The sequence below is a fragment of the Streptomyces sp. NPDC056734 genome (assembly GCF_042790455.1).
Taxonomy (GTDB): Bacteria; Actinomycetota; Actinomycetes; order Streptomycetales; family Streptomycetaceae; genus Streptomyces.
In genome coordinates this window covers 47649-74008 of record NZ_JBHTZD010000013.1, presented here as the reverse complement: position 1 = coordinate 74008, position 26360 = coordinate 47649, and the positions used below count along the sequence as shown (strand labels likewise).

At 71.6% G+C, this 26360-nt stretch carries 23 protein-coding genes; 12 read left to right on the top strand and 11 right to left on the bottom strand.

What is annotated here, in order from left to right; all coding sequences use genetic code 11:
* Positions 1 to 367 precede the first annotated feature (367 nt).
* Positions 368 to 832, top strand: coding sequence for an ATP-binding protein (locus ACFRFC_RS20705; RefSeq protein ID WP_382679086.1), 465 nt, complete (start codon positions 368 to 370; stop codon positions 830 to 832).
* A 63-nt stretch (positions 833 to 895) separates the two neighbouring features.
* Here ACFRFC_RS20705 and ACFRFC_RS20700 read toward each other — a convergent pair whose 3' ends face one another.
* On the bottom strand, positions 896 to 1783 hold the full coding sequence (locus tag ACFRFC_RS20700; protein ID WP_382679089.1) for an RNA polymerase sigma factor SigF: 888 nt from the start codon (positions 1781 to 1783) through the stop codon (positions 896 to 898).
* 182 nt (positions 1784 to 1965) lie between these two features.
* Between ACFRFC_RS20700 and ACFRFC_RS20695 the strand changes: the two genes are divergently transcribed.
* Positions 1966 to 2430 carry a helix-turn-helix domain-containing protein gene (locus ACFRFC_RS20695; protein WP_382679092.1) on the top strand — a complete coding sequence of 155 codons (465 nt, stop codon included), beginning with the start codon at positions 1966 to 1968 and terminating at the stop codon, positions 2428 to 2430.
* Between the two features lie 21 nt (positions 2431 to 2451).
* Here the strand turns inward: ACFRFC_RS20695 and ACFRFC_RS20690 are convergent, their stop codons facing one another.
* Positions 2452 to 3054, bottom strand: coding sequence for a ClpP family protease (locus tag ACFRFC_RS20690; RefSeq protein ID WP_382680152.1), 603 nt, complete (start codon positions 3052 to 3054; stop codon positions 2452 to 2454).
* Positions 3055 to 3100: 46 nt separating this feature from the next.
* Positions 3101 to 3754 carry an ATP-dependent Clp protease proteolytic subunit gene (locus ACFRFC_RS20685; protein ID WP_382680153.1) on the bottom strand — a complete coding sequence of 218 codons (654 nt, stop codon included), beginning with the start codon at positions 3752 to 3754 and terminating at the stop codon, positions 3101 to 3103.
* 251 nt (positions 3755 to 4005) lie between these two features.
* Between ACFRFC_RS20685 and ACFRFC_RS20680 the strand changes: the two genes are divergently transcribed.
* A complete protein-coding gene (locus ACFRFC_RS20680; protein ID WP_382679095.1) occupies positions 4006 to 4488 on the top strand; it encodes a VOC family protein in 483 nt (160 codons plus the stop codon).
* A 311-nt stretch (positions 4489 to 4799) separates the two neighbouring features.
* On the opposite strand, the gene ACFRFC_RS20675 is transcribed toward ACFRFC_RS20680, so the two are convergent.
* Positions 4800 to 5720: an SGNH/GDSL hydrolase family protein gene (locus tag ACFRFC_RS20675; protein ID WP_382679098.1), complete on the bottom strand. Its 921-nt coding sequence runs from the start codon at positions 5718 to 5720 to the stop codon at positions 4800 to 4802.
* Positions 5721 to 5906: 186 nt separating this feature from the next.
* Between ACFRFC_RS20675 and ACFRFC_RS20670 the strand changes: the two genes are divergently transcribed.
* Positions 5907 to 7106, top strand: coding sequence for an esterase-like activity of phytase family protein (locus ACFRFC_RS20670; protein ID WP_382679100.1), 1200 nt, complete (start codon positions 5907 to 5909; stop codon positions 7104 to 7106).
* Here ACFRFC_RS20670 and ACFRFC_RS20665 read toward each other — a convergent pair.
* Entirely contained in the window at positions 7103 to 8116 is a 1014-nt protein-coding gene (locus tag ACFRFC_RS20665; protein WP_382680154.1) for a zinc-binding alcohol dehydrogenase family protein, read from the bottom strand. The two genes, ACFRFC_RS20670 and ACFRFC_RS20665, sit on opposite strands and share 4 nt — an antisense overlap.
* Before the next feature lie 157 nt (positions 8117 to 8273).
* Between ACFRFC_RS20665 and ACFRFC_RS20660 the strand changes: the two genes are divergently transcribed.
* The 3 genes from ACFRFC_RS20660 (at position 8274) to ACFRFC_RS20650 (ending at position 11164) form a co-directional block, all read left to right on the top strand.
* Positions 8274 to 9074 (top strand): VOC family protein, encoded by an 801-nt coding sequence (locus ACFRFC_RS20660; RefSeq protein ID WP_382679103.1) that lies wholly within the window; start codon positions 8274 to 8276, stop codon positions 9072 to 9074.
* A 28-nt stretch (positions 9075 to 9102) separates the two neighbouring features.
* Entirely contained in the window at positions 9103 to 9801 is a 699-nt protein-coding gene (locus tag ACFRFC_RS20655; protein ID WP_382679106.1) for a ribonuclease H, read from the top strand.
* Between the two features lie 142 nt (positions 9802 to 9943).
* Positions 9944 to 11164, top strand: a complete 1221-nt coding sequence (locus ACFRFC_RS20650) for an FAD-dependent monooxygenase (protein WP_382679109.1) — start codon at positions 9944 to 9946, stop codon at positions 11162 to 11164.
* Between the two features lie 91 nt (positions 11165 to 11255).
* On the opposite strand, the gene ACFRFC_RS20645 is transcribed toward ACFRFC_RS20650, so the two are convergent.
* The 6 genes from ACFRFC_RS20645 to ACFRFC_RS20620 form a co-directional block, all read right to left on the bottom strand.
* Positions 11256 to 12320 carry a hypothetical protein gene (locus ACFRFC_RS20645; protein ID WP_382679112.1) on the bottom strand — a complete coding sequence of 355 codons (1065 nt, stop codon included), beginning with the start codon at positions 12318 to 12320 and terminating at the stop codon, positions 11256 to 11258.
* Between the two features lie 129 nt (positions 12321 to 12449).
* Positions 12450 to 14012, bottom strand: coding sequence for a serine/threonine-protein kinase (locus ACFRFC_RS20640; RefSeq protein ID WP_382679115.1), 1563 nt, complete (start codon positions 14010 to 14012; stop codon positions 12450 to 12452).
* Between the two features lie 166 nt (positions 14013 to 14178).
* Positions 14179 to 15138 carry a threonine/serine dehydratase gene (locus ACFRFC_RS20635; RefSeq protein WP_382680155.1) on the bottom strand — a complete coding sequence of 320 codons (960 nt, stop codon included), beginning with the start codon at positions 15136 to 15138 and terminating at the stop codon, positions 14179 to 14181.
* 50 nt (positions 15139 to 15188) lie between these two features.
* Positions 15189 to 15869, bottom strand: coding sequence for an AIM24 family protein (locus ACFRFC_RS20630; RefSeq protein ID WP_382679118.1), 681 nt, complete (start codon positions 15867 to 15869; stop codon positions 15189 to 15191).
* A gap of 93 nt (positions 15870 to 15962) precedes the next feature.
* A complete protein-coding gene (locus ACFRFC_RS20625; RefSeq protein WP_382679121.1) occupies positions 15963 to 17279 on the bottom strand; it encodes a CAP domain-containing protein in 1317 nt (438 codons plus the stop codon).
* A 357-nt stretch (positions 17280 to 17636) separates the two neighbouring features.
* Complete coding sequence (locus ACFRFC_RS20620) at positions 17637 to 19760, bottom strand: alpha-galactosidase (protein ID WP_382679124.1); 2124 nt, start codon at positions 19758 to 19760, stop codon at positions 17637 to 17639.
* A gap of 178 nt (positions 19761 to 19938) precedes the next feature.
* Between ACFRFC_RS20620 and ACFRFC_RS20615 the strand changes: the two genes are divergently transcribed.
* Genes ACFRFC_RS20615 through ACFRFC_RS20595 form a run of 5 tightly spaced genes read left to right on the top strand, consistent with a single transcriptional unit; the run spans position 19939 to position 26311 of the window.
* Positions 19939 to 21243 (top strand): ROK family protein, encoded by a 1305-nt coding sequence (locus tag ACFRFC_RS20615; RefSeq protein WP_382679127.1) that lies wholly within the window; start codon positions 19939 to 19941, stop codon positions 21241 to 21243.
* Positions 21240 to 22553, top strand: a complete 1314-nt coding sequence (locus ACFRFC_RS20610) for an ABC transporter substrate-binding protein (RefSeq protein WP_382679130.1) — start codon at positions 21240 to 21242, stop codon at positions 22551 to 22553. The genes ACFRFC_RS20615 and ACFRFC_RS20610 overlap by 4 nt, the downstream gene beginning before the upstream one ends.
* 60 nt (positions 22554 to 22613) lie before the next feature.
* Positions 22614 to 23525 carry a carbohydrate ABC transporter permease gene (locus tag ACFRFC_RS20605; protein WP_382679133.1) on the top strand — a complete coding sequence of 304 codons (912 nt, stop codon included), beginning with the start codon at positions 22614 to 22616 and terminating at the stop codon, positions 23523 to 23525.
* Complete coding sequence (locus tag ACFRFC_RS20600; RefSeq protein WP_382679136.1) at positions 23522 to 24448, top strand: carbohydrate ABC transporter permease; 927 nt, start codon at positions 23522 to 23524, stop codon at positions 24446 to 24448. Before ACFRFC_RS20605 ends, ACFRFC_RS20600 begins: the two co-directional genes overlap by 4 nt.
* Before the next feature lie 45 nt (positions 24449 to 24493).
* Entirely contained in the window at positions 24494 to 26311 is a 1818-nt protein-coding gene (locus ACFRFC_RS20595) for an alpha-galactosidase D (RefSeq protein WP_382679139.1), read from the top strand.
* The last annotated feature ends 49 nt before the right edge of the window (positions 26312 to 26360 follow it).

The window sequence follows — 26360 nt, the reverse complement described above, 5'->3', positions numbered from 1 at the left end:
CCGGCCACCACGGTGAACAACGCGTCGAACCAGCCGTGCCGGGCGAGGGCGTGCGGGTCGACAGGGTGCGGGGCGGGGACGGGGGCGGTCACCCTGTCACGCTAGGCAGCCCCCGCACCGGCCGCCCGCCGGGAGGTCCGTTCGCGCCTGTCGGTGTCCCTTCGCGTCCGGCGTGTCCGTTCGCGGCCGTCCGGGAAATTTCCCTCCCCGGGACCCCCCGCCGAGGCGTCCGCCTACACTGCTGCCGAGTCCGCCGCGCCCCTCCCCGCGCTGTAACGCTCTCCCCACGGGGACTGTGCGGCCCGGCTCTGGGTACCAGCACTGGTGCAGCAGCCTCCGGCCACGCCGGCTTCCGAGAGAGAAACGCATGATCGAGCACCGGGACGGGGCAGTGATGCCGACTGGTTTCGACGTGCCCGTCGAACCGCTCCGGCGCGCGGCGCACTACACCGGGGAACCGGGGTGCATCGCCGAGGCGCGGGCGTTCGCCGGGCTCTTCCTGGAACAGCTCAGAACCGAGTGGTGCGCCGAGATCGGTGACCGCGCCGAGGACGAGGTGCTCCTGGTGGTCAGCGAACTCGTCACCAACGCCGACCGGCACAGCAACGGCCCGTACATCCTCGAACTGGAGGGCACCGACGCCGTGGTGACGGTCTACGTCTACGACAGCAGCGCGGCTCTCCCGCGCGCCTACCCGCGCGATCCCGAACGCGTCGGCCGGCACGGCATGGAGATCGTGCACGCCCTCACGGCCGAGGTGACGGTCGAACGGGTGCCGGTGGGCAAACGGGTACGGGCGGTGCTGCGGGTCGGCGGGGACCCGGGGGAGTGAGCGGACAGGGGAGCGGGGCCGAGCGCCGGACGCCGGGCCCGGCCCCGTACCGCCTCGCCGCCCTCAGGCGCAGCCCAGCTCTCCCAGCATGCCCTTGCGCAGCCGTACGATGATCCGCTTCAGCAGGCGGGACACATGCATCTGCGAGCAGCCGAGCCGGTCGCCGATCTCGGCCTGGGTGGCCTCCTCCACGAACCGCATGTGCAGGATCCGCCGGTCGCGTTCGCCGAGTTCGGCCATCAGCGGGGCCAGCGAGTGGACGTCCTCGACCAGCCGCAGGCCGCGTTCCTCGACCCCGATGAAGTCGGCCAGCACGGCCTCCCCATGGCCGGGGTCCTCACCGGTCAGGGCCGCGTCGAGGGACGACGAGTTGTAGCCGTTGGACGCGAGCTGGCCCTCGACCACCTGTTCCGGGGTGAGGTCCATGACCGCGGCCAGCTCCGCCACCGTCGGCTCGCGGTCCAGATGACCGGCGAGTTCCTCGCGCGCCTTCGCCAGCTCGACCCGCAGCTCCTGGAGCCGGCGCGGTACGTGCACCGCCCAGGTGGTGTCCCGGAAGAACCGCTTGATCTCACCGACGATGTACGGCAGCGCGAAGGTCGTGAACTCGACCTCCCGCGACAGATCGAACCGGTCGATCGCCTTGATCAGCCCGATCATGCCGGTCTGGACGATGTCCTCCATGTCGTCGCCGCGACCGCGGAAGCGGCCGGCCGCGAAACGGACCAGGGAGATGTTCAGCTCGATCAGGGTGTTGCGGACGTACTGGTGTTCGCGTGTGCCCTCCTCCAGCTCGGCCAGCCGGGGGAAGAGCTGACGGGACAGCTCGCGCGCGTCCAGCGGCGCCACGGTCCGTGGATCCACGGAGTCCGGCAGTATCCCCTCCCCCGCTCGGGTCCCGGCGGTGTCGTGCTCGACCTTTGCCTTCGACCTGATCACGGCGGTGTTCATTGCCCTCTCCCACGAACATCGGAGTTCGGTTTCTGTCGTCGGCTCGCTGCTTCTGACTGTGCGTCTTCGATGCCTCGGCTACCCAGGGTTCACCGGGGCATGCGTCTTCGCTCTCCGCCGATTCCACCGAGGGCGAACCCCGGAGCCCTTCCCAGCGCGGCCGGCGCTCCTACGCTGGGAAGGTGAGCAACCAAGCGCCGAACGAAGCCCGCGTCATCCCCCTGCGCCGCGCCGAGCGCCCGGGGACCGCCCGCCCCGCGTCCGACCGACCGACCGCTCGCGAACCGGGCCGCCCGGGTGCCTATGGACCGGCCCGCGCGGCTGCCTCGGAACCGTCCCGCCCCGAGCCCCTGTGGCGTGACCTGATCGGCGATGTCCTGCGCCGGGAGCGGCTCGCGCAGGAGCGGACGCTGAAGGATGTCGCCGAGGCGGCCCGGATCTCCATGCCGTACCTCTCCGAGGTGGAGCGAGGGCGCAAGGAAGCCTCCTCCGAGGTCCTCGCCGCCGCCGCGCGCGCCCTGGGCCTCGGGCTCGGCGAGCTGCTGTCGCTGGCCCAGGGCGAACTGATCCGGGTCACCAGCCGCACGGCCGGCCGGAGCACGCGCCGGCCGACCTCCTCGTACGACGGGATGCTGCTGGCCGCCTGACCGCCCCGTCGCCGGCGTCCGTCACACCGGAGCGAGACGCCGGCTCACCACCTGGTCGGCGAGCCCGTACACCACCGCCTCCTGCGCGGTGAACACCTTGTCGCGGTCCATGTCCGCGCGCAGGGTCGCGATGTCGTGCCCGGTGTGCAGGGACAGCACCTCCTCGACCTGGGCCCGGATCCGGACCATTTCCTTGGCCTGGAGCGCCAGATCCGACACCGTGCCCTGCCGGCCACCGGACGCGGGCTGGCCGAGCAGCACCCGCGCGTGCTCCAGCGCGAACCGCCGCCCCCGGTCGCCGCCCGCCAGCAGCACCGCCGCCGTCGAGGCCGCCTGACCGACGCAGAACGTCGAGATCGGGGCCTGCACGAACGTCATGGTGTCGTAGATCGCCATGAGCGAAGTGAAGGAACCACCGGGGGAGTTGATGTAGATCGAGATCTCGTTCTCGGGCGCCGCCGACTCCAGATGGAGCAGCTGCGCGATGACGACATTGGCCACGCCGTCGTCGATCTCCGTGCCGAGGAAGATGATCCGCTCCGACAGCAGCCGGCTGAACACGTCGTACGACCGTTCGCCGTGCGGGGTCTTCTCGACCACGTTCGGGATCGTGTAGGTGCCCATGTCGATCCGCCTGCTCCTCGTGTCGTCGATCCGGTGGGTCCTCATGTCACAGCCCCATCCGTCGTCGTGCGGCGCCCGGACGGATGTCGGCGAAGGACTCCACGATCCGGTCCACCATGCCGTACTCGATCGCCTGTTCCGCCGTGAACCAGCGGTCGCGGTCGCCGTCGCGGGAGATGGTCTCCGGGCTCTGCCCGGTGTGCTCGGCGGTGATCCGCTCCATGGTCCGCTTGGTGAACTCCAGATTGTCCGCCTGGATCTCGATGTCCGCCGTCGTGCCGCCGATCCCGGCGGACGGCTGGTGCATCATGATCCGTGCGTTGGGCAGCGCGAACCGCTTGCCCGCCGTGCCCACGCTGAGCAGGAACTGGCCCATGCTGGCCGCGAAGCCCATCGCGAGCGTGGCCACGTCGTTGGGGATCAGCCGCATGGTGTCGTAGATGGCCAGCCCGGCGTGGACCGAGCCGCCCGGACTCTGGATGAACAGGCTGATGTCGGTGTGCGGGTCCTCCGCCGACAGGATCAGCAACTGGGCGCAGATCCGGTTCGCGGAGACCTCGTCGACCTCGGTGCCGAGCACCACGATCCGCTGCCCGAGCAGTTGGGCGGCGAGCTGGTCGTCGAACGGGGTGCGCCGGGTGTCGCCCTCCTCGGCCCGGGGCAGCGCCGCCGGGCCCGGACGGGCGGTGAACAGGGACAGGGACATCGCGTCGCTCCTGACGTACAGATCTGACGAGGGGAGGCGGTGGTGCGTTCGTGCTCCCCACTGGTGCTCTCCACTGTCGGCGCGGGAGCGGGCGCGGCGCGGATTTATCGGCCCGCAGCAGATTCGCCGTCGGCCGAGCGGCGGCCGGGCCCCGGTGAGCGGCCGGGAGCGATGAGTTTCGGGGCGTGGGGCGGTCGATACAGATGACCGTGACCGATGCCCGGAAGACAGTCAGGAAGACAATCATGAGCACCGACGGATTCACCACCTGCCTCTGGTTCGACGGCCAGGCGGAGGACGCCGCCCACCACTATGTGTCGATCTTCAAGAACTCCGCCCTCGGCGGGTCCACCCGCTACGGCGAGGGCGCCCCGTTCCCCGCCGGGACGGTGCTGACGATCGACTTCACGGCCAACGGCCAGCGGTTCGTCGCGCTCAACGGCGGCCCGCAGTTCAGGTTCACCGAGGCGGTCTCCTTCCAGATCCTGTGCGCGGACCAGGAGGAGATCGATCACTACTGGACCAGGCTCACCGAGAACGGCGGCGAGCCCGGCCCCTGCGGCTGGCTCAAGGACAAGTTCGGCGTCTCCTGGCAGGTCGTCCCCGAGCGCCTGCTCGCCATGATCAGCGCCCCGGACGGCGCGAAGTCCGCCCGCGCGACCGCCGCCATGATGAAGATGGGCAAACTGGACATCGCCGAGCTGGAGCGGGCCTTCGCGGGGGAGTGAGCGGCCGGGGGCTTGTGGCCCGGGAGGCGGGAGCGCGGAGGGGGGAGGCGCGCGTCGAGGGCCGGGGGCCGGAGGGAGCGGAGAGACGCTGGCCGGGAGCCGGGAGCCGGGAGCCGGGAGCCGGGAGCCGGTGGTCGGTGGCCGGTGGCCGGTGGCCTGGGGCGGCCGACCGCCGTAGCAGCGGCGCGTCCCCCTCGACCCCGCCGGCGTGCATTCCCGTGGCGCCCATGGGACCAGACCCCGGCTGACCGGGACGGGGCGTGTCGAACGGAAGAACGAGCAGGCGCGGCGAGCGTGGCCGTCGGGGACGCTCAGCCCGCCGTGCCCACCGCCCGGGTGATCTCCTGGGCCATCCGCAGGATGCCGGGTGAGCGCACCGGGCACGGCTTCGGTGTCGAGGTCGTGGGTGCCAGGCAGAAGTGCAGGTGGTCGTCGGCGCGGTGGAGCGCCGTGCGGTCCTTCGCCGGGTCGGTGCAGTAGTCGGGGTGCGCGCGCTCGTACGCGGTGCAGGGGAGCTGTTCGACCCACCGGTAGCGGGCGCCGGGCGGGCTGACCACCCCTCCCGCGTCGGCCAGCGCGTCCGACGCGGCGGCGGCCTGCTCCCGGTAGATGCCGTTGACCCGCTCGACGCGCTCGGGGGTGATCGGGTCCGGCCCCTGGAGCACCCAGACGATCCGGGGACGCCGGTCCCCGCCCGCCGAGGCGATCTGCTCGGTCAGCCGGCGCGCGTCGGCGGCGTAGCGTGCGAAGTAGCGGTCGCGGGAGGCGTCGTACGTGATCCCGTCCATGCACGGGGTGTAGCCCCAGGCGTTGCCCCAGAACTGGAGCACCACCACGTCCGGCCGCACCGTGCGCACCAGCGCCGCCGCCTTGTCCGCGTCCGGTACGAGGGACGGGTCGCCGGTGCCCTCCAGGTAGTCGCACAGGGTGGTGCCGGAGTAGGGGGCGCTGGTGTAGGCCGCGCCCAGGGTGCCGCGCAGTTCCTGGCCGAGAACCGTCTGGTTCTCCATGGCGAGGGAGTCGCCGAGATACAGCACCGACATGCCCCGCGCGGGAGCGGGAGCGGTGGCGGTGGCGCTGGGGGTGGGGGAGGCGGACGGGGCCGGTTTCTGGCGGGTCGTGGTCGGTACGTCGGGTGTGGGCGGCGCCGTCTGCGCTCCCGACTCGGGGTCCGTGCAGGCGCCGAGCAGCAGCAGCGCGCCCAGCACGCCCACCATCCACCGACCGCGCATCCGAAGACCGCGCATCCGAAGACCGCGCATCCACACCCCCGCCCCCGCCGAAAGGGTCCCAGGCAAGCACGGCGCGGCCCCGTTGGGAAGTCACCCGCCGGACAGATACCGGTGGACCGCACGCATGTGCGGGCTCGTCGACTGGAGTTGGGCCGGTGGTCATCCGGTGTCCCTACGGTGCGCGCCATGAGAAGACCTTCGATCATGCTCGGCTCCGTCGTCCTCACGGTCGCGCTGGCGTCCCCCGCCGCCGCCGGGAACCCGCACCCGGGCGGCGACTTCGGCCGGGCCACCCTCACCGGATTCGCGTCCCTGCCGGCCGAGACGTACGTCCCGAACAGCGAGCCCTCCGGCGCCCTCATCGGCACGGGCCCCTTCAACGGCATCGCCGCGCCCTTCCAGGACCAGCCCGTCCAGGGCTTCAGCGGCATCGTGAACCGCCAGGACGGCACCTACGACGTGCTGTCCGACAACGGCTACGGCAACAAGGCCAACAGCGCCGACTATCTGCTGCGCGTGAACCGCGTGCGGCCCGACACCAGGACCGGCGAGGTCAAGGTGGTGAGCGGCTTCAACCTCAGCGACCCCGACCGCAAGGTGCCGTTCGCGCTCACCCGCTCCGACCGGGTCCTCACCGGCGCCGACTTCGACGTCGAGTCGATCACGCGGGTGTCCGACGGCACGTACTGGGTCGGCGACGAGTTCGGCCCCTACCTGCTGCACTTCTCCGCCACCGGCAAGCTGCTGGACGCCCCCATCGCCCTGCCCGGAGTGAAGGCGCCGGAGAACCCGGACCTCGGCGGCGCCCAGCCCACCCTCGGCAGCAGCAAGGGCTTCGAGGGCCTGGTGCGCTCCGTCGACGGACGTCACCTCTACCCCCTCCTGGAGGGCACGGTCAGCGGTGACACGCCGGGTGACCTGCGGTTCAGCGAGTTCGATCTGGGCAAGCGCGCCTACACCGGCAAGGAGTACACCTACCGTCTGGAGTCCCCGGCCAACGCCATCGGCGACGCCATCGCCATCGACCGGAACCGGTTCCTGGTCATCGAGCGGGACGGCGGACAGGGCGACGACGCCAAGTTCAAGCGGCTGTACCTCGCGGACACCCGCGACCGTGACAAGGACGGCGCGCTGGACAAGACGCTGGTGGCCGATCTGCTGGACATCGCCAACCCCAAGGGCGTCGGCGGATTCGGGGAGACGTTCCGGTTCCCGTTCACGACCATCGAGGACGTCGTGCTGCTGGACGACCGGACGGTCGCCGTGCTCAACGACAACAACTTCCCGTTCTCGTCCGGGCGGACGGCGGGGAAGGCCGACGACAACGAGTTCATCACCGTACGGCTGAGCCGGCCGCTGAACGCGGACCCGCGGGCTTTCCGCTAGGCCCGGTCGTCGGGGTTGACCAGGACCGCCGCCCCGTCGAAGGCGCCCGCCCGCAGGTCCCGCAGGGCCGTGAGGGCGCCCGTGAGGGGATAGGTGTGCGTCGTCGCCCGCACCCCGTGGCGGGCGGCGAGTGCCAGGAACTCCCTCGCGTCCTCGCGCGTGTTGGACGTGACGCTGCGTAGCTCCTTCTCGTAGAAGAGGTCGCTCTCGTAGCGCAGGGGCGGTACGTCGGTGAGGTGGATGCCGGCGACGGACAGGACGCCGCCGCGGTCCAGGGCGCGCAGGGCGACCGGGACCAGGTCGCCCACCGGGGCGAACAGGATGGCGCTGTCCAGCGGTTCGGGCGGTGGCCGGTCCAGGTCCTGGGCGGAGGACGCGCCCAGCTCCAGGGCCAGCCGCCGGGCCGCCTCACCCCGGGTCACCACATGCACCCGGGCGCCCTGGGCGAGGGCGACCTGGGCGCACAGATGGGCGCTGCCCCCGAACCCGTACAGGCCGAGCCGCCCGCCGGCCGGCAGCGCGGCCCGTTTCAGCGCCCGGTAGCCGATGATGCCCGCGCACAGCAGCGGGGCCGCCGCCACCTCGTCCAGGGTGTCCGGGAGCCGGTGCGCGAAGGGCGCCGGGACGGTGGTGTACGGGGCGTAGCCGCCGTCCGCGTCCCAGCCCGTGTACCGGGAGGCCAGGCAGAGATTCTCCGCGCCCCGGCGGCAGTACCCGCAGGTGCCGTCCGTGTACCGCAGCCAGGCCACACCGACCCGGTCGCCGACGGCGAAGCCCCGCGCGTCCGGGCCCGGCGCCGCCACCACGCCGACCACCTCATGGCCGGGCGTGACCCCCGGCCGGCGCACCGGCAGATCGCCCTCGGTGACATGCAGGTCGGTACGGCAGACCCCGCAGGCCCGCACCCGCACCAGCAGTTCGTCCCCGGCGGGCTCCGGCACCGGCCGCTCCACCCACCGCAACGGCTCCCCCGCCACCGGCCCCGGCGCCGTCACCGACCATGCTCGCATCGTCGTCTCCGCCATCGCCCACTCCGTGTCGCGCGGTCGCTGCCGTAGGTCCCGCCCCCAGTTTGGAACAGATATGCGATTTCGGCGCGCGATCGGCCCTTCAAGTGACTAGCGTGAGATATCGGGACAATCCCGATGAGCGGAGAGGGGCGCGACCATGACCGTGAAACCCGAGGGAACCCCCATCTGGGCCGACGCGACGTTCCCGGACATCGAGGCGGCCAAGAGCTTCTACGGCGATGTCCTCGGCTGGACCTTCGGCGAGTCGTCGCCGGAGTACGGCAACTACACCCAGGCGTTCTCGGACGGCAAGGCCGTCGCCGCCGTCGTACCGCCGATGCCCGGCCAGGAAGCGGCGTCGCAGTGGTGTCTCTACCTCGCGACGACCGACGCCGCCGCCGCGGCGGGACGCATCCGGGACAACGGCGGACAGGTGGCGATGGAGCCCATGCAGATCGGTGACTTCGGCTCCATGTGCATTGCCAGCGACCCCGGCGGGGTCGTCTTCGGCGTGTGGCAGCCCGGCACGCACGCGGGGTTCGAGGCACCCGTGGAGCAGCCCGGCGCGTACTGCTGGGCCGAGATCTTCACCCGCACACCCGAGAAGTCCGACACCTTCTTCCCCGCCGTCTTCCCCTTCACCTCCCAGCAGATGGAGGACGCGCAGATGGACTTCCGGCTCTACAACACCACCGAGGGCACGGCCCTGGGCCGGATGAAGATGACGGACGACTTCCCGCCCGAGGTGCCCCCGTTCATCAACGTCTACTTCAACGTCGCCAACTGCGACGAGGCCGTCGCCACGGCGACGAAGCTCGGCGCGGTCGTGCGGTACGGGCCGATGGACAGCCCCTTCGGGCGCTTCGCCGGGCTCGGCGACCCGCAGGGTGCCCACTTCTCGGTGATCGACACCACGACCACCGAGGGCGGGCCGCCCACCACCACCGACATCTCCTGAGCCCCCGCGGCCATGACATGATCGGCACATGCGTGAACGAGTGGTGGCCGCGTGCGACGGGGCTTCGAAGGGAAACCCCGGACCGGCGGGCTGGGCATGGGTGATGGCCGACGAGACGGAGACTCCCCGTCGCTGGGAGGCCGGACCGCTCGGCCGGGCCACCAACAACGTCGCCGAACTCACCGCCCTGGAGCGTCTGCTGTCGGCGGTCGACCCCGGCGTACCGCTGGAGATCCGGATGGACTCGCAGTACGCCATGAAGGCCGTCACCACGTGGCTGCCCGGCTGGAAGCGCAACGGCTGGAAGACCTCCGCCGGCAAGCCGGTCGCCAATCAGGAACTGGTGGTGCGGATCGACGAACTGCTCGACGGCCGCGCGGTCGAGTTCCGTTACGTCCCCGCCCACCAGGTCGACGGCGACCCGCTCAACGACTTCGCCGACCGGGCCGCCAGTCAGGCCGCCGTCGTCCAGGAGCCCGCGAGCAGCGACCTCGGCTCCCCGGAGCCGCCGCCCTCCCCTGACACCCCGGCCAAGAGCGCCCCGCGCCGCAAGTCCGCGCGCCCGAACGGCGGCTCCGCCTCCCGCGCGAACGGCGGCTCCGCCGCGCGCACGATCAAGGCCAAGTTCCCCGGCCGGTGCCCGGCCTGCGCCCGCCCCTACGCGGCGGGCGAGCCCATCGCCAAGAACGACCAGGGCTGGGGCCACCCGGAGTGCCGCAGCGTGTGACCCCCCGCCACCATCTGCCGCACCCGTCGCGTTCCGCGCGCGTCCACCCCATCCGGCGCCCCCGGCGGCCGGGCGTCCCGCCACGCCCGCATGCCGCTGCTACTCTGCGTTGTCAATTGACCGCATTGAGTGACTTCCAGGGGTGAGTGTGAAGGTCGTCTGCGTCGGCGGTGGGCCCGCCGGCCTGTATCTGTCGATCCTGCTGAAGCGGCAGGACCCCGCCCACGACATCACCGTCCACGAGCGCGATCCGGAGGGCTCCACCTACGGGTGGGGCGTGACCTACTGGCGTGGACTGCTCGACAAACTGCACGCGCACGACCCGGAGTCCGCCCTCGCGATCGACGCCGGTTCCGTGCGCTGGAGCGACGGCATCGCCCATGTACGGGGCCTGGCCACCCGGCACAGCGGCGACCAGGGCTTCGGCATCGGCCGCCACCGGCTCCTGGAGATCCTCGCCGCCCGCGCCCGGGAACTGGACGTCCGCATCGAGCACACCCGGGAGATCACCGCCGAGAATGTGCCGCCCGCCGACCTGGTGGTGGCCGCCGACGGAGTGCGCAGCGCCCTGCGCACCCGGCACGCCGATGCCTTCGGCACCGAGGTCCGCTCCGGCCGCAACCACTACATCTGGCTCGGCACCACCAAGGTCTTCGACTCCTTCACCTTCGCCTTCGTCGAGACCGCGCACGGCTGGATCTGGTGCTACGGCTATGGATTCGGCGCCGACCGCTCCACCTGCGTGGTGGAGTGCGCCCCCGAGACCTGGACCGGCCTGGGCCTCGACCGCGCGGGCGAGGACGAAGGGCTGGAACTGCTGGAGAAACTCTTCGTGGACGTCCTCGACGGCCACCGCCTGATCGGCCGCTCGTCGACCGACGGCGCCCCCCAGTGGCTCAACTTCCGAACCCTGACGAACCGCACCTGGCACCACGGCAACCTCGTCCTGCTCGGCGACGCCGCCCACACCACCCACTACTCCATCGGCGCAGGCACCACCCTCGCCCTGGAGGATGCCATGTCCCTCGCCGGCGCCCTGCGCACCCACCGCGAACTGCCCCGGGCCCTGACCACCTACGAACAGGACCGCAAGGCCGCCCTGCTGCCGGTGCAGAGCGCCGCCCGCTACAGCGCCCAGTGGTACGAGAGTCTGCCCCGCTACATCGGACTGCCGCCCGAGCAGATGTTCGCCCTGCTGGGCCAGCGCCACTCGCCGCTGCTGCCGTACGTCCCACCGCAGCTCTACTACCGGCTCGACCGGGCGGCCGGGCGCCTGGAGACCCTGCGCCGGTTCAAGCGCTGGCTCGGCCCGAAGGTCGCCCGCTCGGTGCAGACGCGGTCACTGACCGGCGGGAGGAAGTGACGCCCGGGTCACCCTTGGGGGAGGCCGAAGCCGGGCCCGTGGATGAGCCGGACGCCACGACATGACTACGGCTGCTCAGCCCGCCCGAGCACTACCGCCCCTGCTCCTTGCGGGTGCCGCGCAGTGTGGTCAGGCAGGAGGCGATCGCCTGCTGGAGGTCTTCGAGGCGGGCGACCATGTCGTCCTCGTAGAAGTCCTCGGCGTCGTCGAAGGTCAGCTCCTCGAACACCTTCGTCGCCTTCTGGAGGCTGTTGTAGAACTTCGTCCGGCGGTCACTCACCCGCAGTTCGGGATCGGCCTCGACGGTCTCCACGACCAGCGACTTCATGGTGTCGTACGCCTCCGAGGCCCACTCACCGGAGTCCTCGTCGTCGTCCAGCTCGTCGATCAGCGACAGATGCCGCTCGGCCTCCTGCCGTACGTCGGCGGGGGCGTCCACCGTCTGCCCCGCGGGCGTCTTGATCTGCCCCGACTCGGCGATCTGCCGCACATAGCCGATCCGGTCGGCGGCGCGGCTCTCGGTGGCGACGGCCTTCTTCAGATCGTCGGTGCGCACGACGTCCCGGGCCAGTTCGGCCTGGAGTTCCGGATCCTCGCGCACCCGGTCCAGCAGGGCGCGGCGGGCGGCCTGCGCGGTGGACGGGTCGGCGAGGATCGCGGCCCGCAGCGCGGTCGGGTTCTCGGCCACCTCCAGCGCCTTGGTCGGGCGGATGCCCTCGGCCTCGGCCGCCTCGGCGATGGCGGTGCCACGCTCGGAGGTGGCGCTGTTGCGGGAGGTGTAGTAGGTCAGCCATACGTCGGCGTCCGGCAACTCGACGTCCTGGCCCGGCCGCAGCGCCTCGAACTGCGGCACCATGCCGTCGTCCGCGGCCCGGTCCCACGCCTTGTAGTAGCGCATCACCCGGTCCGGCGAGCACCCGGCCAGCTCGGCGAACTCCTTCGCCGACACCTTCGCCGTCCCCTGCGCGCCCTGCCCGCCGGGCCGGACGCTGCGCGCCACCAGCAGCGCGAAGGCCCAGCCTCCGGTGCGGGCGTAGACCCCGAACTCGCGCGCGTCCCGCGCCACGAGGTCCGACAGGGGCGGGGTGGCGAGCGCGGGGGTGGACGGGTCGGTGGGGGCGGTCGATGCCTCGGTGGGCTCGGTCGCTAGAGTCACGGACTACTCTCCTGTGGGGGCTCTGAACTGTTCTGCGGATGTGCGGACAGGCAGCCTATCCACCCATTGACGGTGCTTTGCCCAGCCCGGTCGACCGCACAGGTGAACCCTCCCGGAAGCGACGGCCCGTCAGCCCACCGGAGGGCGGAACGTACGCAACACCGTCTCCAGCGCTTCCTGGTTGGCCTCCTCCGTCCAGTCCGCGGCCGGGGTGCTCCAGCGCAGCGAGTAGCCGAGCCCGCCGCCCGCCGAGACGCCCCGGCCGAACGTGCGTACGCGGGTCCCGTCGATGTCGGCCAGCCACTGGAGGTCGGCCGCGTGATGGCCCTGGTACGTGGTCGCCTCGATGTCCCCGATCCGCTCGTAGCCGTCCGTCCGCTCCAGGCCCGGCTCCACGTCGTCACGCCAGACCGCGACCGGGTCGGGGCCGACGCGCTCGCTGTAGGTCACCGCGAGGGTGCGCGGATCGTCCCGGGCGCCGAGCACGACACGGTAGGCCAGGTCCGACACCTTGTCGGTGTCCAGCGCGGTCCATCCCTCGGGCAGCGCGACGGAGAAGCCCTCGGGGGAGGTGAAGGTCCGGAAGCCTTCCGGGAGGCCGCTCGGGGAGGGGGACGGGGGCGTTGTGGATGGTGATGGCGACGGCGATGGCGTGGGTGGGGCGGAGGCCGATGGGCGGGGTGGGGGCTCGGGCGCCGCGGTGCCGGTGTCGCCGGACGGCCGGCGGGTCGCGGCGACCACGGCGACCGTGACCGCCGCCAGCGCCAGCGTCGTACCGAACACCACCGTCCGCCTGCTCCAGCGGGAACCGGCGTGCCCGGCGGTGGCGTGGGCGTGGTGCGGCCGGGGGCGCGGGCCGGGCGGTGAGGCGGCGTCCGGGGCGGTGCCGAGCACCCGGGTGAGTGCCTCGCGGGTCACCGGACGGGTCAGGCGTTCGCGGGAGTTCTTGCACAGCAGGCCCTGGATCACCTGGGCGAGCGGCCCGGCGCGCAGCGGGGCGCGCAACGGCAGCCGGTCCACGCCCCGGAGCGTGATCTCCGGCCGGTCCCGGTCCTGGAACGGGGGCCGTCCCTCGACCATCGTGTAGAGCAGCGCGCCCAGCGCCCACAGGTCCGCGGCCGGGCCGACGCGCTCGTCCCGCGCCTGCTCCGGGGAGGCGTACGAGGGTGCCGTGAGCCGGGGTGCCAGGGTCGCGCCCGCCAGGCCGAACCCGGACACCATGACCGGGCCCCGGTCCGGCACGAACACCTGACCGGGGCTCAGCTCGCCGTGGGTGATGCCCTCGCCGTGCGCGGCCTCCAGGACATCGAGCAGTTCGAGCCCGAGCCGTGCCACCCGCACATAGGGGAACGAGCCCTCCGCCGCGAGGAGTTCCGGCAGCGGAGTGCCGCCCACCCACTCGGTGACCGTCCACAGCGTGCCCGCGTCCTCGAACGCGTCGATCACCTTCGGTACCCGCCCCGGGACGAGCGCGCCCATGGCGTCCGCCACGCGCCCGATCCTGCCGGTCGCCCGGCACGCGGTGCCCTCCCCGCTCCCGGGCGGCAGCCCGATCCGGGTCAGCAGACACGGGCGGCCCGCGTCCATGTCCTCGCCGTGCCAGCTGACGCGGTTCGTCTCCCGGTGCACCAGGTCGAGGAGTCGGTACCGTCCGGCGACCGGTTCGTGCGCGAAGACCTGCGTCTCGGCCATGCTCATCCCTCGCTGAACCCCGCTCTCACCCCGTGAACCCCGCTCCCACGCTTTCCCAGTGGTACGCGGGCGGTGACGCCGGGTGTTCAATCGGAAGCACAACCGGGGGCACGTCTTTCGCCCAGGGTTCGGCGCGGCGGCCCTCCCGCCGGGGGGCGGGGCGGGGTCAGCCCAGGCCGAAGCGGGCCGTCCAGTCCGCCATCTCGCTCACCGTGGTGTTGCCGCCGCACACCACCAGCCCCAGCCGGGCCCCCTCGCCGACCCGCTCCCGGACCCGCCGGGCCGCCGGCAGCAGACAGCCCGCCGAAGGCTCCGTCCACAGCTTGGCGTGCTCGGCGAACTCCAGACAGCCCTGGACGGCGTCCCGGTCCGACACCACCAGCACCTCGGTGACCAGCGCCGACACATGGTCGTACGTCAAGCGCGAGACGGTCGGCGCGTTCAGCGGCATGACGATCGACGACGGGGTGACCGGCACCGGGCCGCCCGCCCGCAGCGCCTCGGACATGGCCTGCGCGCCCTCGGTCTCCACGCCCCAGATCCGCAGCCCCGGCCGCCGCGCCCGCAGCGCCGCCGCGACCCCGGAGATCAGCCCACCGCCCCCGATGCTCACCAGCACATCGGTCAGCTCACCGGCGTCGGCCGCGAACTCCAGGCCCACCGTGCCCTGCGCGGCGACCACGATCGGGTCGTCGAACGGGTGGACCAGCGTGAGCCCCTCGTCCCGCAACCGCTCGACCTGCGCGAACGCCGAACCCATGTCGTCCGTCAGCCGCACCGACGCGCCCGCGTCCCGTGCCAGCCGCACCGAGCGGGCGGGCGCCGAGCGCGGCATGACGACGGTCGCCTTCACCTCCAGGGCGGCGGCCATCACGGCGAGCGCGATGCCGTGGTTGCCGCCGCTGACCGCCACCACCCCGGCGGCCCGCTCGGCCTCGCTCAGCGCCAGCAGCCTGGCCGTGGCGCCGCGCGCCTTGAAGGAACCGGTGCGCTGCAACAGCTCCAGTTTGGCGGTCACCGGGACGCCGAGCAGCGTGGACAGCCCGGGGCTCGGCACGGTGGGGGTCCGCACCACCTGCCCGGCGATCCGCCCGGCCGCCGCTTCGATGTCCGAGATGCCGATCAAGGTGCTCACTTTTCGAACCTTTCCGATCTTTTCTGAACCCGTTCTGCGGGTCAGTGCTGCTGGGGCTTGCCCGCCGTGGTCTCGCTCGGGCGGACGATCACCTGTCCCTGCCCCTGGAGCATCAGCTGGACCGCCTCGCCGGAACCGCCGCGCAGCATCGAGCCGACCGACTGCGAGCGGTGCAGCGAGGTCTGGAGCCCCGCCGTCCAGCCCACCACCGCGTCGGTGTCCACATACACCGGCCACTGCGGGGAGACCGGGATGACCAGCGGAACGCCCTCGCACACCAGGCCCAGCCGGCCCTGCCCGGTGAACACGCTGTTGAAGAGCCCGCCGCCCGCGATGGCGGAACCCTTCACGGTCGCGATCCGGTAGGACAGCGTGGCGTCGAAACACAGGACGTTGCGGCCGTTCACGGTGAACTCGTCACCCGGCTCCACCTCCACGATGAAACAGTTCTGGGCCTCCTGCGCGAACCATGCCTCGCCCTGTCCGCGCACCGCCATCAGCGGCAGCCCCTCGCCGGTGACGGCCCGCTTGAGCATGCCGCCGACCCCGCCCTGTCCCTTGCGCTCGAACCGGAGGCTGCCCCGGTGGGCGACCATCGAGCCCTGCCGGGCCAGCATCTCGCCGTTGACCGTGTACCTGAGGCACTTCGCGTTCTCGATCGTCATGCCCGGCGCGGCGGCCGGCTGGACCATGTGCTGGCTGGAAAAGAGGTCACCCTTCATGGGGGCATGGTGTCCCGGAGGGGACCGTTCGGGCAAAACGCCGGGTGTCCGCGAGGGGGCGGCGCCCGTGCCGGTGCCTGTATCAGCCCGGTCTCACGCGCCGAACAGCTGCGTCCAGTACGTCCCCGCCCGGCCGCCGCCCGCCAGACCTATGCCGATGTGGGTGAAGTCGGGCTTGAGGATGTTGGCGCGATGGCCGGGGCTGTTCATCCAGCCGGTGACCACCTCCGGCGCCGAGCGCTGTCCGCACGCGATGTTCTCCCCGACGGAGCGGCGCCGGGCGCCCGCCGCGGCGGCCCGGTCCCATGGCTGGCCGCCCTCCGGGGAGGTGTGCGAGTAGAAGTCACGGGCCACCATGTCGGCGCTGTGCGCCTGCGCCGCCGCCGTGAGCAGGGTGTCCGGCGCCAGCGGGCGCAGCCCCGCCCGGACGCGCTCCCCGTTGGTCAGCTCGGTCACCTCGGCCGCCGTACGCGCCAGGTCGGCCGGGGTGAGCGGGCGGGCCCACAGCGCCGTCCAGAAGACGTCACCCGTGCGGTGCTCGGTCGCGCACCCCAGCCCGGCGTGGGTGAAGGCCGGGTCGAACAGGGTGCGCCGGGGCTGCTCGCCGCGCTGGAGGTACGTCACGAACTCGCCCGGTGTGCGCGGCCCCGACACCAGGTGCTCGCCGATCGTGAGATACGCGAACCCGGCGCCGATCACCCGCTGGTACACCGCCACTCCGTCGCCGCCCTCGACGCCGAGCCGCCCCGCCGACGCCATCGCCCCGGCGTGTGCCCGCGCGGCCGACGACAGCCGGGCGTCCAGCGCGACCGGCGGTGAACCCGCCTGGGCGCGGGCGGCGTTGACCAGCCCGAGGTAGCCGTCCTGGTCGGTGGGCGGGGCGGCCGGGGTCCGCTGGGCGGGTATGAACGGCTGCGGCGCGGGTGCCCGGTCGTCCCTCACGTCCACGCCGAAGTCCCTGGCCAGACCGGCCAGCCCGTCGCCGTATCCCTGGCCGAGGGCGCGCAGCTTCCAGGTGTCGCCGCGCCGGTAGATCTCCGCCAGCAGCAGGACCGTCTCCTGCTGGGGCGGGGCCGGGGTGAAGCGGGCCAGGGGCCGGCCGCCGGGGCCGGTGACCTGGAGGGTGGGGGCGGGCAGCCGGCCCAGCTCGGTGCCGGGGTCGGCCGGGCTGACGACGACGGTGACGCGGGTCGCCCCCGGACGCAGGGCGCTCGGCTCGACGGTCAGCGTGTCCCCGCTGAGCCGGGCCCCGGGCGCCACCGGCTGATTGAAGAACACGAAGTCGCCGTCGCCCCGAACCTTCCCGTCATCCCCGGTGACCAGCGCCGACACATCGAACGGCCCCCGCACACACAGACTCAGCGGGCCGGCCGGAAGAGGCACATTGCCCCCGGGCACCAACTCGCTCATATCGCCGCCCTACCACATCACACCGAAACCTCCCCCCGACAACGTCCACGACGAAGCCGTGGTTCCCACCCCCGACACCCCAAGGCCCGCGCGGCTACCGAACCCCACCCCCGACACCGCAAGGCCCGCGCGGCTACCGAACCCCGACACCGACACCCCAAGGGGCGCGGGGAACTGCGCGACCGGCCACAACCCACCCGCACCCGCAAGCCAACGGAAGCCGCACCCGACCCCCGTCACTCCCGGACCTGGGCGCAGACGCCGCAAGGGGCGCGGGGAACTGCGCGACCAGCCACAACCCACCCGCACCCGCACGACAACCGAACCCCCCTACCGACCCCCCTACCAAACCCCCGCCTACCGAACCCGCTCCAAATGCAACGCCCGACTCGCCCAGTCCCCCCGAGCCAACCCCAGCTCCAGCCCATACGACATCAGCACCGCCGCATGGTGGACCCGACCGGACCCGACCTCCCGATACCGGGCCCCCGGCGTCAGCCCCCGCAACCGCACCGGCACCCGACCGGCCCCGTGCCGCGGCCCCCGCTGCCAGGCCAGTACCAGGGCCTCGCCCGCGTCCTCGGCGACGTACTGCACGACCGTCGGCCCCTCCGCCGCAGGCCCCCGCAGCCGGTGCAGAGCCCCCCGCTGGACCAGATGACGGACGCCTTTGTAGAAGGCCACCAATTCCGCCCCCTCGGAGAGCTCCGCCTCCGTCCACGTGGCGAGATCACCGCCGATGCCGAGCAGCCCGGACATGGCGACATGGAAGCGGAACGACAGCGGCACCGACCGCCCCGTGAGCTGGTTCGGCACATCCGTCACCCACGCGGACATCACCCGCGGCGGATACACCTGCGCGAACCCGTGCTGGATCGCGATCCGGTCCTCCGCGTCGGTGTTGTCCGACGTCCACGCCTGGTCGGTGCGGGAGAGGATCCCCAGGTCGACGCGCCCCCCGCCCCCCGCGCACGCCTCGATCCGCAGGTCGGGATGGTCCGCGCGGAGCCGGTCAAGGATGCCGTACAGGTTGGTCACATAGCGGGTCCACAGACGGTCCGCGCCGTCCGGTTCACCGGGCCAGCCCGCCTCGCCGAAGGCGCGGTTCATGTCCCACTTCAGGAAGTCCACGCCGTGGTCGCCGACCAGCCGGGTCAGCCAGCCGTACGCCCACTCGGCCACGTCGTCGCGGGCGAGGTTCAGCACCAGCTCGTTGCGCATCTCGGTGCGGTCCCGGCCCGGCACGTGCAGCACCCAGTCGGGGTGCGCGCGGTACAGATCGCTGTCCGGATTGACGTTCTCCGGCTCCACCCAGACACCGAACCGCATCCCGAGCGCGTGCACGGTGCCGGCGAGCGGGCCGAGACCGGCCGGGAAGCCGTCGGGGGACGGGGTCCAGTCACCGAGCCCGGCCCGGTCGTCGCGGCGGGCACCGAACCAGCCGTCGTCCACGACATACAGCTCGACACCCAGCTCGGCGGCCCGCTCGGCGAGCGCCTTCTGGCTGGTCTCGTCGACGTCCCAGCCGGTCGCCTCCCACGAGTTGTAGAGCACGGGCGTCAGCTCGTGCGCGTGCGGCACCACGTGGTCGCGGACGTAGCTGTGCCAGGTGCGGCTGGCCTCGCCGAAGCCGCCGTCGGTGAACAGCCCCGCGAACACGGGCGTGGTGAACTCCTCGCCCGGCGCGAGCGGGACCCGGACCCCCTCGTGGCCGCCGCCGCCGGTGAATCCGGCCAGGTTGTCCGGGGTGCGCTGGGCGGTCAGCCGCCAGCTGCCGCTCCAGGCGAGGGCCGCGCTCCACACCCGGCCGTGCTCCTCGCCGGTGTCGCCCGGGTCGACCATCAGCCACGGGTTGGCGTGGTGGCTGGTCACCCCGCGACGGCTGGTCAGGACCGTCTCGCCGTACGGGAGCGGTTCGCGGCGCAGCTGGGTCTCGGCCGACCACTGCCCGGTGACATGGCTGATCCGGTATCCGGGCAGCGGGGGCAGCGTCCAGGCGGCGGAGTCCGCGCGAAGCACCTCCAGCCGGTCGGCCCCGGCGTTGCGCAGCACCGTGAAGCGCTCGATGACATCGGTGTCCGCGCGTACCCGGTAGTGGAGATCGACCTCCAGCGGGTAGCCGCGGTCACGGAAACGCAGTACCAGTTCCTCGGTGCCGGGGGCGGGGTCGCGCACCTCGTGCCCGGCGGGCTGCCAGGTGAAGCCGCGGGTGCCGTCGGCGTGGCGGACCTGGAGCGAGGGCGGGCCGTAGTGGATTCCGTCGTCCGCGGGGAGTTCCTCACCGACCGCGCGGAGGCCCTCGAAACTGCTGTGCGGCTCGCCGGGCGGAGCGGCGACACCCACCGCCTCGGCCAGGGACAGCCGGGGTCCCCACGCGACATGGCCGGGCACGCCGGTCTCGTCGATGCGCAGGGCGTACGACGTGCGCGGGGTGGTCAGCAGCCAGACCCCGGCGTCGGGGGAGTGGGAGATCAGCGGCATGGGGCCTCACGTTCCAGGCTGGGCAGATGCTGCCGTCTAGAGAACGCGACCTTCGATCAGCTGTCAACGACTGGAGGGAACAGGCACTTTGCATGGCACAGGCAAGTCGTAATCACAGTTTCAACCGATCCTGTTTCTTTCATTGACAGCAGAAAATAAGGGACCTAGGTTCCCGGCCATGCAGTCGCCCCCTCCTCCGACCCCTCCTCAGCTCCCTTCCGCGACCCGCCCTCCCGGGCCTCCCGAGGCGTTCCCGGCGCAGACGCCGGCCGTCGCCCAGATCTTCACCACGGTGCTCTCGCACGGCCCCCTCACCCGTTCCGCGGTGGCCGAGCGCACCGGGCTGTCCGCCGCGGCGGTCACCAAGGCGGTCCGGCCGCTGATCGAGGCCGGGTACCTCGTGGAGGACACCGACGACGCGCGGCGGGCGCTGGGCCGCCCGTCGCACCCGGTGCGGGTCGACGCCGGACGGGCGCTGTTCATCGGGGTCAAGGCGACCGGGGACGAACTCATCGGTGTCCTCACCGACCTGTGCTGCCGCATCCGTGTCGCCCGGCACCTCCCGCTGACCGACCCGGCGCCCGGAGCCGTCCTCGCCGCCATCGCCGAACTCGTACGCGAACTGAGCACCGAGGCCGAGGGGTTCGGCGTACCGGTGCTCGGCCTCGGGCTCGCCGTCTCCGGCGACGTCGACCGCGCCGAGGGCGTCGTACGCTACTCGCCGTTCCTGGAGTGGCGGGACGTGGCGCTCGCCGAACGCGCCTGCCTGGCCACCGGACTGCCGGTCACCGTCGAGAACGACGTCCGCGCCCTGACCGTCGCCGAGCAGTGGTTCGGCGCGGGCGTGGGCCTGAAGGACTTCGCCGTGGTCACCGTCGGCGCGGGCATCGGCTGCGGGCTCGTGGTGCACGGCCAGGTGGTCGCCGGGGCGCACGGCGTCGCGGGAGAGATCGGGCATGTCGCCATCGACCCGGCCGGCCCCCTGTGCCACTGCGGCAACCGCGGCTGTGTCGAGGCCATCGCCGCCGACACCGCCATCCTCGCCAGGATCAGGGAGACCACCGGCGCCGCCGTCGCCGACGCCGCCGAGGCCGTGGCCCTCGCCCACCAGGGCCACCCCGGGGTGCGCGAGGTGTACGCCGCCGCCGGGACCGCCATCGGGCGCGGCATCGCCACCGTGGCCAATCTGTTCGGACCCGAGCGGGTGATCATCTCCGGCGAGGGCCTGGCCGCCTACGACCTGTTCGCCGAGCAGATCCGGGACACCTTCGCCGCCTACGCCTTCGGCTCCGCCGCCCGGTGCGACGTACAGACCCGCCCGCTGCCCTTCGAGGAGTGGGCGCGCGGCGCCGCCGCCACCGCCATCCAGAGCTTCATCCGATCGGACACCGGTCCGGACACCCACCGGCAGCGCGCCAACGGCGCTGCTCCGCGCCCCCAGCACGCGACCCAGCACGCGAACCAGCACGAGGAGCGACCATGACGCAGCAGAGCCGCATATCCCCGGTGGCGCAGGGCCCCGGCCGCCGCAGAGTCGTCGGCGGGCTGTTCGGTCTGTCCGCCGCCGCCCTGGCCGCCCCGGTCCTCACCGCCTGCGGCGGCGGGCCGGGCGCCGACCCCGACACCGTCACCTTCGGCTCCAACGGCGGCGACGCCACCCCGAAGAAGGCGTACGAGGCCGTCACCAAGGGATTCACCGCCGACTCCGGGCTGACCGTGAAGACCAACGCGGTCGACCACGACACCTTCCAGACCAACATCACCAGCTACCTCCAGGGCACCCCGGACGACGTCTTCACCTGGTTCGCGGGCTACCGCATGCAGTACTTCGCGAAGAAGGGCCTGGCCAGCCCGCTCGACGATGTGTGGGACACCATCGGGGCCGGCTTCAGCGACGCCGCCAAGCAGCTCTCGCGCGGCGAGGACGGCAAGTACTACTTCGTCCCGCTGTACAACTACCCCTGGGCGGTGTTCTACCGGAAGAGCGTCTTCGCCGAGCGCGGCTACCAGGTCCCCGCCAAATGGGACGAGTTCATCGCGCTGGCCAAGAAGATGAAGCAGGACGGCCTCGCCCCGGTCACCGCCGGCTACGGCGGCGGCGACAGCTGGTCCATCCTCGGCGCCTTCGACTATCTCGACCTGCGCGCCAACGGCTACGACTTCCACATGCAGCTGATGCGCGGTGAGGTCTCCTGGACCGACAAGCGGGCCGTGCGCATCTTCGACCTGTGGCGCGAGCTGGCCCCCTACTACCAGACCGGCGGCGGCGGCCGGTCCTGGCAGGACGCCGCCCAGTCGCTCATCGACCAGAAGTCCGGCATGGCCGTCATCGGCCTGTTCATCGGCCAGCAGATCACCGACGAGGCGATCCGCGACGACCTCGACTTCTTCCCCTTCCCCGAGATCGACAGCGCGCACGGCCTGACCGCCGTGGAGGCCCCCACCGACGGCTTCATGCTCAGCCGCGATCCCGAGAACGCCGACGGCGCCAAGAAGTTCCTGGAGTTCCTGGGCGGCGCCCGCGCCGAGGAGCTTTACATGGGCGTCGACCCCAGCAACCTCGCCGCCAACAGCCAGGCGAAGACCGCCTCGTACCACGCGCTCCAGACCAAGTCGGCCGAACTCATCGGCTCCGCCCAGCACATCAGCCAGTTCGCCGACCGGGACAGCGACCCCGGCTTCATCTCCACCGTCGTGCTGCCCGGCCTGGTCGAATGGCTCGGCCACCCCGACGACGGCACCGCCACCCTCAAGCAGATCGAGTCCCAGCGCTCGCGCTTCTTCACGTCCTGAACCGCAGAACGCCCGCACGTCCGAACGTCCTGGGCCCACCGGGACCGGAAAGGCTCCGCCGTGTCCTCCGCGACCTCCCCCGGGCGGCTGAGCCGGGGCGACCGTCTCTTCCTGGCGCTCGTCATCGGCCTGCCGCTGATCGCCCTGCTCGTCTTCGTCTGGCTGCCCGCCCTCGCCTCGGTCGCCCTGTCCTTCACCACCTGGGACGGCATCGACCTGGCCGACGTCACCTGGACGGGCATCGAGAACTACACCCAGATCTTCACCAACTACCCGCCGTTCTGGCCGGCCGTCCAGCACAATGTGATCTGGCTGCTGTTCACGGCGCTGCTGCCCACCCCGTTCGGCATGTTCCTCGCCTACCAGCTGGACAAGAAGATCCGGTTCACGAAGTTCTACCAGACCGCGATCTTCCTGCCGATGGTGCTGTCCCTCGCCGTCGTCGGGTTCATCTGGGAGATCATCTACAACCCCGACACCGGCCTGCTCAACAGCGTGCTCGGCGCCGTCGGGGCGAGCGGCACCATCGACTGGCTCGGTGACCCCGACCTCAATCTGTGGGCCGTCCTCGTCGCCTCCGGCTGGCGGCACACCGGCTACATCATGATCCTCTACCTGGCCGGTCTGAAGAGCGTCGACCCCGCCCTGCGCGAGGCCGCCGCCCTCGACGGCGCAAACGGCCGCCAGACCTTCTTCAAGGTCGTCTTCCCGGCCCTCAAACCCGTCAACGTCATCATCCTCGTCGTGACGGTCATGGAGTCACTGCGCGCCTTCGACATCGTGTACGTCCTCGGCGGCGGCACCGGCAGCAAACCCGGCATGGAACTGCTGTCCCTGCTCATCACCGACAACATCGTCGGCGAGGCCGGCCACATCGGCTACGGCTCCGCGCTCGCCGTGATCCTGCTGCTCGTCTCCCTCGCCGCGATCGGCACCTTCCTCGTCCAGACCTTCCGGAAGGAGGACCAGTGACCACGACCGTGCGCCGGCCCGCCTCCCGCCCCCGCTCCGGCGACCGGCAGACCCACAAGCCGGGCCCCTCCCGGCCCCCGCGCAACCTCGGCCGCCATCTGCTGCTCGGCTCCGTCGCCGCGCTGTGGCTGATCCCGCTGCTGTGGGCCGTCTACACCTCGCTCAGGCCCTACGAGGACACCGCGAGCAATGGCTACTTCTCCTGGCCGAGCGGGCTGAGCCTGGCGAACTTCACCGACGCCTGGACCCAGTCCGGCATGCCGCACTTCTTCTGGAACTCGGTCCTGATCGCCGTACCGGCCGTGCTCGGCACCCTGCTGTTCTCCGCCGCGGTCGCCTTCTTCGTCTCCCGCTTCGACTTCCGCTTCAACCTCGCCCTGCTGATGCTGTTCACCGCGGGCAATCTGCTGCCCGCCCAGGTGCTCATCACCCCGCTGTACCGGCTGTATCTGAACCTTCCGCTGCCCTGGTGGATGAGCGACTCACTGCTGTTCTACGACTCGCTCTGGGGCATCATCGTGATCCACATCGCCTACCAGTGCGGCTTTTGCACCTTCGTCCTCAGCAACTACATGAAGACGATCCCCAAGGAGATCACCGAGGCCGCCCAGGTCGACGGAGCCCCCGTGTGGCGCCAGTTCTTCCAGATCGTCCTGCCGCTGTGCCGCCCCGCCTTCGCCGCGCTGGCCACGCTGGAATCCATCTGGATCTACAACGACTTCTTCTGGCCGCTCATCCTCGTCGACACCGGCGACAAACGGCCCATCACCTCCGCGCTCGCCAATCTCCAAGGCGCGTACTTCACCAACCCCAATCTGGTCGCGGCCGGCGCACTGATGACCGCGATCCCCACGCTGCTGATCTACTTCGCGCTCCAGCGCCAGTTCATCAGCGGGCTCACCATCGGATCCAGCAAGGGCTGAGCCGCCCCGTATCCCTCGCCGCCCCGAACCCTGGAGGTACGACCCATGCGGTCATCCTCGTCCTTCGCCATACCCGGACGCCGTCTCAGAGCCGCACTCGTCCTGGCCCTCGCCGCCGGACTGACCACCGCCGTCCCCGCCGCACAGGCCGAGACGACGACCGCTCCCGCCGCCCCCATGGCGGTCACCGATGTCGCCGCCACGCCCTTCATGGGCTGGACCAGCTGGACCATGCAGTCGTCCAAGTACCCGGGCCTCAACCCCGACGGCGACTACAGCTATCTGACCGAGGCGAACGTCATCAAGCAGACCGACGCCATGGCCGCCAAGCTGAAGGACTACGGCTACGAATACATCAACATCGACGCCGGCTGGTGGATGGACTGGGACTGGACACCGCAGTTCGATGAATACGGCCGCCAGCAGGCCGACCCCGAGCGCTTCCCCAGTGGCATGGAGGCCGTCGCCGACCGCATCCACTCCAAGGGCCTGAAGGCCGGCATCTACCTCCCCGTCGGCCTCCAGACGGATGCGTACAACAACGGCGACACACCGATCTGGAACGCCCCCGGCTGCACCACCGGCGACATCGTCTACGACGATCTGCGCACCACCAACGGCTGGGACAGCTCGTACAAGATCGACTTCTCGGATCCGTGCGGGCAGAAGTACATCGACTCCCAGGCCCAGCTGTTCGCCGACTGGGGCTATGACTTCCTCAAGCTCGACGGGGTCGGACCCGGCTCCTTCAAGACCGGCGACAACTACGACAACGTCGCCGACGTGGCCGCCTGGCAGCAGGCCATCGAGACCGCGGGCCGCCCGATCCATCTCGAACTGTCCTGGTCGCTGGCCTACTCGAACGTCGAGGACTGGAAGCAGTACTCCAACGGCTGGCGCATCGACACCGATGTCGAGTGCTACTGCAACACCCTGGTCACCTGGGAGAACTCGGTCGACGACCGCTGGGACGACACCCCGGCCTGGACCGACCACGCGGGACCCGGCGGCTGGAACGACCTCGACTCCCTGAATGTCGGCAACGGCGAGATGGACGGCCTCACGAAGGCCGAACGGCAGAGCTACGCCACCCTGTGGGCCATCGCCAAGTCCCCCCTCTACACCGGCGACGACCTCACCAAGCTCGACTCCTACGGCCTGTCGCTGCTGACCAACCGCGAGGTCATCGCGATCAACCAGTCCAGCGCGCCACCCGCCGAGCCCGTCACCGCCGGTGACCCGCAGCAGGTGTGGGCCGCGAAGAACCCCGACGGCACCTACACCGTCGCCCTGTTCAACCTCTCCGACGCCCCCGCCCAGGTCACCGCCGACTGGGGCGCCCTCGGCCTCACCGGCAAGGCGTCGGTGCGCGACGTGTGGAACAAGGAGAACCTCGGCACCTACACCGACAAGATCACCCAGGCGCTGCCCGCCCACGGCTCCCGGCTGTTCACCATCACCCCGCGCACCACCACAGCCCTCGCCTACACCACCATCGAGGCCGAGGCGTCCGGCAACACCCTCGGCGGCAACGCCTCCCCGGCCGACTGCTCCGCCTGCTCCGGCGGCAAGAAGGTCGGCAACCTCTACGTCGGCGGCAAGCTCACCGTCAACAACGTGACCGTGGCCAAGGCAGGCACCTACCAGGTCAAGGTCACCTACGTCAGCGGCGACGCCCGCTCGGCCCTGGTCTCCGCGAACGGCGGCGGCGCCACCTCGCACAAGTTCCCCTCCACGGGCGACTGGGGGACCGTCAACACCGTCCATGTGCCGGTGAAGCTCAAGGCCGGGGCCAACACGATCACCTTCGACAGCGGCACCGGCTACGCGCCGGACATCGACCGGATCGACGTACCCAAGTAGCCCTCCCGGCGGTCCTGGTCCACGCCGGACGCCGACCGCGCCGACGTGC